Source organism: Oleiphilus sp. HI0132 (assembly GCF_001635845.1).
In genome coordinates this window covers 1-1012 of the sequence record NZ_LWGJ01000632.1, presented here as the reverse complement: position 1 = coordinate 1012, position 1012 = coordinate 1, and the positions used below count along the sequence as shown (strand labels likewise).

General features: G+C 41.7%; 1 protein-coding gene. It reads left to right on the top strand.

Translation table 11 applies throughout. The annotated features are described in order from the left end of the window. Positions 1 to 354: 354 nt before the first annotated feature. On the top strand, positions 355 to 672 hold the full coding sequence (locus A3766_RS07725) for a cytochrome c (RefSeq protein WP_197470243.1): 318 nt from the start codon (positions 355 to 357) through the stop codon (positions 670 to 672). The last annotated feature ends 340 nt before the right edge of the window (positions 673 to 1012 follow it).

The following is a 1012-nucleotide window of genomic DNA, read 5'->3' as shown; positions in this document are numbered from 1 at the left end:
AAATTTGTGACATTATTTGGCTGTATTGGCCCAGGATGGTGAATGCTTAGGCAAAAAAAAGCCCCGGAAAACCGAGGCATAACAAGTTACCACACTTGATTAAAACGAGCGATCAAGACTAATACTTGACGCTATAGGTTCAATATAACGTACTTGATAGCAATACCAGTTGACTCAGGTCAAGTAAGCCGGAAACCGGGTAGAGATAGCTTCGTGCTATGTAATAAGATGCTGTTGTGCCGCTGAAGTCTCATGACAAATATTGTCCCTTGAGCTAAGCTATGTGCATTACGCTGATAATACGATGGATTGTCGGATTAAGGTAAAACCTTGGTAAAAATAGAGAGAGAAATAATGATGAGAAAGCTAGTTACATCGGTTTTGGTAGCGGGTTCACTTGCAGTAAGTGGAAGTGTTGTAGCAGGTGATGCTGCTGCGGGTAAAGCTAAATCAGCAGTATGTGCAGCCTGTCATGGTGCTGCCGGTATTGCAGCTATTCCAACTTACCCTAATTTGGCAGGACAAAACGAAGCTTATTTGGTGAGCTCACTGAAAGCTTATAAAACCAAGCAGCGTAACGGTGGTATGGCGGCAATCATGCAGGGCCAGGCAGCTGCATTGAGTGACGCTGATATTGATAATTTAGCGGCTTACTACGCTTCTTTAAAATAGTCTTGTTTGTTCCTCAGGCCATTTAGTTAACTTGTAGGTAGCTGGGAAACCATACTCATCGGGTAGGGTAGTTCCTAAGGTGCCTACAAGTTCTTTCCCCTCCTTCATAGCTAGCATTTTTCTGCTTTATATTCATAGATTGTTCTCATCTACTCCTCTGTGTGCATTTTTGCTTAGTGATTGAACAAAATCAGGTTAGAATAAGTCTCGTTTTTAGAATGCCTTAAACCTGATTTGTTGTGAGATTTATATGAAATTTGTCGTCAAACTGTTTCCAGAAATTACCATTAAGAGCAAGCCAGTCAGGCAGCGCTTGGTAAAACAGCTTCGGCAAAATATC